This is a genomic window from Stenotrophomonas sp. HMWF003 (assembly GCF_003061285.1).
GTDB classification, from domain to species: Bacteria; Pseudomonadota; Gammaproteobacteria; order Xanthomonadales; family Xanthomonadaceae; genus Stenotrophomonas; species Stenotrophomonas maltophilia_AP.
On sequence record NZ_QAIW01000326.1, the window covers coordinates 2,723 to 7,234 of the forward strand.

4 protein-coding genes, 1 pseudogene and 1 riboswitch are annotated in these 4,512 nt (G+C 69.7%); of the genes and pseudogenes, 2 read left to right on the plus strand and 3 right to left on the minus strand.

Annotation, left to right across the window (positions count from 1 at the left end):
* A partial coding sequence (gene btuB, locus DBR34_RS13175; protein WP_128097130.1) for a TonB-dependent vitamin B12 receptor occupies positions 1-1,830 on the minus strand: 1,830 nt, incomplete at its 3' end.
* Positions 1,831-1,952: 122 nt separating this feature from the next.
* A riboswitch (cobalamin riboswitch) is annotated at positions 1,953-2,179 on the minus strand.
* Positions 2,180-2,322: 143 nt separating this feature from the next.
* On the opposite strand from btuB, the gene DBR34_RS13180 reads away from it, so the two are divergent.
* Positions 2,323-2,901, plus strand: a complete 579-nt coding sequence (locus DBR34_RS13180) for a histidine phosphatase family protein (RefSeq protein ID WP_128097124.1) — start codon at positions 2,323-2,325, stop codon at positions 2,899-2,901.
* A gap of 334 nt (positions 2,902-3,235) precedes the next feature.
* On the opposite strand, the gene DBR34_RS13185 is transcribed toward DBR34_RS13180, so the two are convergent.
* Both DBR34_RS13185 and DBR34_RS13190 read right to left on the minus strand, forming a co-directional pair.
* Positions 3,236-3,601 (minus strand): TfoX/Sxy family protein, encoded by a 366-nt coding sequence (locus DBR34_RS13185; protein WP_128097125.1) that lies wholly within the window; start codon positions 3,599-3,601, stop codon positions 3,236-3,238.
* Complete coding sequence (locus tag DBR34_RS13190; RefSeq protein WP_128097126.1) at positions 3,598-4,080, minus strand: GAF domain-containing protein; 483 nt, start codon at positions 4,078-4,080, stop codon at positions 3,598-3,600. Before DBR34_RS13190 ends, DBR34_RS13185 begins: the two co-directional genes overlap by 4 nt.
* A 125-nt stretch (positions 4,081-4,205) precedes the next feature.
* Here DBR34_RS13190 and bioD point away from each other — a divergent pair.
* Positions 4,206-4,512, plus strand: a pseudogene (gene bioD, locus DBR34_RS23040) (ATP-dependent dethiobiotin synthetase BioD); the annotation flags it as partial.

The following is a 4,512-nucleotide window of genomic DNA, read 5'->3' on the forward strand; positions in this document are numbered from 1 at the left end:
GTAACGCACGCTCAGGCGGTACTCGCGGCCGGGCTGGTTGTACCAGGCCACCGTTTCGTAGTCGCGGTCGAACACGTTGCTGACCCGGCCGAGCACCGACCAGTCGCGGCTCAGCGCGTATTCCAGGCGCAGATCGAGCGTGCCGTAACCGGCCAGACGCACGGTGTTGGCGGCGTTGTCGTAGCGCTTGCCGGCGCCGTTGGCGGTCACGCCGGCGCGGAAGCCACCGAAGCTGCGGTCGATGTCCAGACGGGCGGTGTTCTGCGCGCGGCGCGCCAGCCAGTTGTCGAACTGCGCGCTGCCGTCGGTGCGGTTGCGCGGATCGGTGTGGCTGAGCTGGGCGTTCACGTCGAAGCCGGCCAGCGTGATCGCACCGGTCAACTCGGCACCGCGGATGCGCGCCTTCTCCACCTGCGACATCATGAAGGTGGTGGAATCGTAGGTGATCAGGTCATCGATGCGGGTTTCATACACGTCCAGGCCCCAGCGCCAGCCGTCGCCCTGCTGGGCGATACCGACGTTGGCGCTCTTCGACTTTTCCGGGTCCAGGCCCGGCACGCCGCTCCACGGGTCGTACAGATCACTGAAGGTGGGTGCCTTGAACGCGGTGCCGTAGCTGGCGTTGAGGCGGAACCCGCTGCCCAGCTCCAGGCCCCAGCCGAGGCTGCCGGTGGTGTGGTTGCCGAACTGCTCGTTGTCGTCGTTGCGCACGCTGGCCTGCAGGTGGTGCGCGCCGAAGCGACCCTGGTACTGCACGAACACGCCGGTGTTGTCGCGGCTGTCGACCCGATAGCCGGCGCTGCTGCCGTCCAGGTTGTCCTGGCTCCAGTCCACGCCGGCGCTGAGCAGCTGGCCCTCGGCGATGCCCACGTCGGCCTGCACCGAGGCGCTGTCGCGGTGGGTCTGCGCGGCACCCAGCCAGGTGCTGCCGTTGTAGTTGTCCGATTCGTTGTCGGCACGCCCGACGTTGGCGGTCAGGGTAAAGCGCTCGCTCGGGGTGTAACGCACCTTGCCGCCCAGCACCTGCTGCAGCGTTTCCGAATAGTTGTAGTAGCCGTCGTAGTGGTTCTCGCCTTCGGCACGCAGCGCGGTGCCTTCCACGCTCAGCGCGTCGGTCAGCGCATAGCCACCGCGCAGGCTCATGGACAGGTTGCGGTAACCGTCGCGGTCGGGCTCGTCGGCGCCGCAGCCGGCGAAGGTGGCCGCATCGCCCCGGCAGGAATTGATGCCGTCGGTGTGCTGGTAGGCGATGTCGGTGCCGAACCAGCCACGCGCGCCGCTGCCGCCGAAGCCACCGCTGGCCTCACGCAGACCGTTGCTGCCGCCGCCCACCTGGAAGTGCGGAGCGAAGGTGCCGGCGTTGCGGCGGGTGAAGATCTGGATCACGCCACCGATCGCATCGGCGCCGTACAGGCTGGACTGCGGGCCGCGCACGATTTCAATGCGCTCGATCTGCGCCAGCGGCAGGTCCTGGATCATGGCCAGGCCAAGGTCGCCGGTGTTGATGCGCACGCCGTCCACCAGCACCAGGGTGTGGGCCGAGTTGGTGCCGCGCAGGAACAGCGAACTCTGCTTGCCCAGGCCGCCGCTGTTGTTGAGGTTGATGCCGGCACGGCCGCGCAGCAGGTCCTGCAGCGACGGCGCCTGGCTGCGCTCGATCTCGGCGCGGTCGATCACCTGCGCCGGCGAGATGCTGTCCTGCAGGGCGATCGGGGTGCGGGTGGCGGTGACCAGTACCTGGTCCAGCGCGGTCGCCTCGTCCTGGGCCGACGCCAGCAGGGGCAGGGCCGACAGCACGGCCAGGGAAAGGACTTGGATCTGCAGCTTCATCGATGACTCCATGCACCGCGCACGCCCGCGCGGCAAGGGGTGGGGATGATCGCGCTGCAGGGATGGATCGACGGTGGGCGAACGCGCACGGCGCCGCTTGCCGCCGCCATGCCCGCCGCATCGCAACCAGTCGTCTTCCAGGCCGGTCTCCGGGCTTGCGGGCCGATGGCCAGGGCCATCGCACCCGGCGCCTTCCCATGCGCAAGCACAGTGGCGTAATGCCGGGTGTTTCCACGCTTACCGTTGCGGGGGCAGCGCCGGAGTGGCAGGCAGGGGTCTGCTGCGTCACCGGCTTCCCGTTTCAACCTGCCGGCATGCGCCGCAGGTCACCTGGAAGTGCGCGCAGTGTAGAGCAAAGGCCCGCCCGCGGCAGCCGGCGCACCGGGGCGGCGGGAGCGAGCGGTTAGAATGCCGCTCGTTTCACGATGTGATGCCCATGAACCCATCGAGGTTGCAGCACCGTTCCGCTCCGTCCACCGCGCAGGTTGCGGCGTGATCCTGGACCTGATCCGCCACGCCAGCACCGGCCGTGACGGCCACCTGGACGGGCGCAGTGACCCCGCGTTGGAAGACGGAAGCACCGAGGCCCTGTGCGCACGCTATGCGGGGCGGCAATGGCAACGCGTGGTGAGCTCCCCGCGCCAGCGTGCGCTGGCCACCGCCGATGCGCTGGCAGTGCCGCACGGGGTGGAGGTGGTGGCCGACGAGGAGTGGGCCGAACTCGACTTCGGCGACTGGGATGGCCAGGCATTGCATGACCTGCCGATGCAGGAGCTGTCGGCGTTCCACCTGGACCCGCACGCCAACCCGCCGCCGCACGGCGAAAGCTGGGGCCACTTCGAGCGCCGCATTGCCCGTGGCCTGCACCGCTTGCTGGACGACCCCGATCCCCCGTCCACGCTAATCGTCAGCCATGGCGGCCCGTTGCGGATGGTGCTGTCGCAGGTGTGCGGCCTGCCGATGGCGATGTGCTGGGCACTGCGCATCGACCACGGCACCCGGCTGCAGCTGCGCGTGGAGCGCGAGGACGACCGCCTGTGGGGCGAACTGCTGGAACTGCAGCAGCCCTGACCGGCTGGCGCCGGCAACGCACGTAGAGCCGGGCTCTGCCCGGCTGGCGCCGATGTGGTGATGCCGCATAAACGTAGAGCCGGGCTCTGCCGCGCCCTCCCGACACAAGGGCGCCGGATTGATCAACGCATCGCCATGCGCCCGTTGTTTACCGCGCGATCGGTTGTCGTAGCGCCGGGCTCTGCCGCGCCCCCCTGACACAAGGGCGCCGGATTGATCAACGCATCGCCATGCGCCCGTCGTTTACCGCGCGACCGGTTGTCGTAGCGCCGGGCTCTGCCCGGCTGCTTCATGCCGCAACACAACGCCAATACCAGCGCGGCAAAGCCCGGCTCTACGGGGCCTCGTCGAACGGCGGTGCCTCGTCGGTGTCGGCCTCGTCATCGCGGCGTTCGGCGGTGCGGTCGTAGACCGGGCCGGACGCCGGCGGTGCCTTTTTCAGGGGCTTGTCGGCGATGATGGCCTCGTACTCGGCCACCAGTTCGGTGCGGCGTGCTTCGGGCAGTTCCTGCCAGTGGCAGTCCTGCAGCGCGCCTTCGAGCGAGTAGAGCAGGTTGAGGCTGGGCTTGAAGCCGGCGCGGCGTACCTTCACGAACGCGCCGACCGCGCCGATGGCGGTCAGCTCCTCGGGCGTGCGCAACCCGACCTGGCGCAGCCAGGCCGCGCTCTTGGGACCGATGTTGCGCAGCTTGATGCTCATCCCAGGGCCTCGACGAACACCGCGGCGATCGCCTCCAGGCCGGCCTGGTCGTCGGCGTCGAAACGCGCCAGCGAGGGGCTGTCCAGGTCGAACACGCCGATCAGGGTATCGCCCTGGACCAGCGGCACCACCAGTTCCGAGCGCGACGCCGAATCGCAGGCGATGTGGCCGGGGAAGGCATCCACGTCCTCGATGCGCTGGGTCAGGCGCTGGCTGGCCGCCGCGCCGCACACGCCCTTGTCCAGCGGGATGCGCACGCAGGCCGGCAGCCCCTGGAACGGGCCGACCACCAGCTCGGTGCCGTCGAAGAAGTAGAAGCCGACCCAGTTCAGGTGCGGCAGGGCGTGGTAGACCAGGGCCGACAGGTTGGCCGCATTGGCGATGCGGTCGCGCTCGCCGTGTACCAGGGCGCGGGCCTGGGCCAGCAGCTGGCCGTACTGTTCCGGCTTGCTGCCGGTAAGCGTGGAAGTATCGAACATGCCCGGAGTCTAGCAAGCAGCAGGCCGCCCCGGGACCGCCGATAATGCACCGCTCCTTCCCGATCCCCGCCGTGATGACCGCCTACCCGCTTCCCGCCCTGTATGTCACCGGCACCGATACCGGCATCGGCAAGACCTTCAGCAGCTGCGTGCTGCTGCACGCGCTGCGCCAGCGCGGTGGCACCGCGGTGGGCATGAAGCCGGTGGCCAGCGGCTGCGAGCGCACCGCGCACGGCTGGCGCAACGAGGACGCCACCGCACTGCTGGCCGCCAGCCAGCCGGTGCCGGCCTACGCCGACCTCAATCCGTATGCGCTGCCCCTGCCGCTGGCGCCCGAACTGGCCGCCGCCGACGCCGGCGTGCAGCTGGCGCTGGGCCCGATCGAGGCGGCCTTCGGGCGGCTGTGCGCACAGGCCGACACGGTGGTGGTGG

Excerpts from the sequence above, each read along its gene's own strand:
- DBR34_RS13185 (WP_128097125.1), bottom strand. The coding sequence starts at position 3,601 with ATGAGCATCAAGCTGCGCAACATCGGTCCCAAGAGCGCGGCCTGGCTG.
- DBR34_RS13190 (WP_128097126.1), bottom strand. The coding sequence starts at position 4,080 with ATGTTCGATACTTCCACGCTTACCGGCAGCAAGCCGGAACAGTACGGC.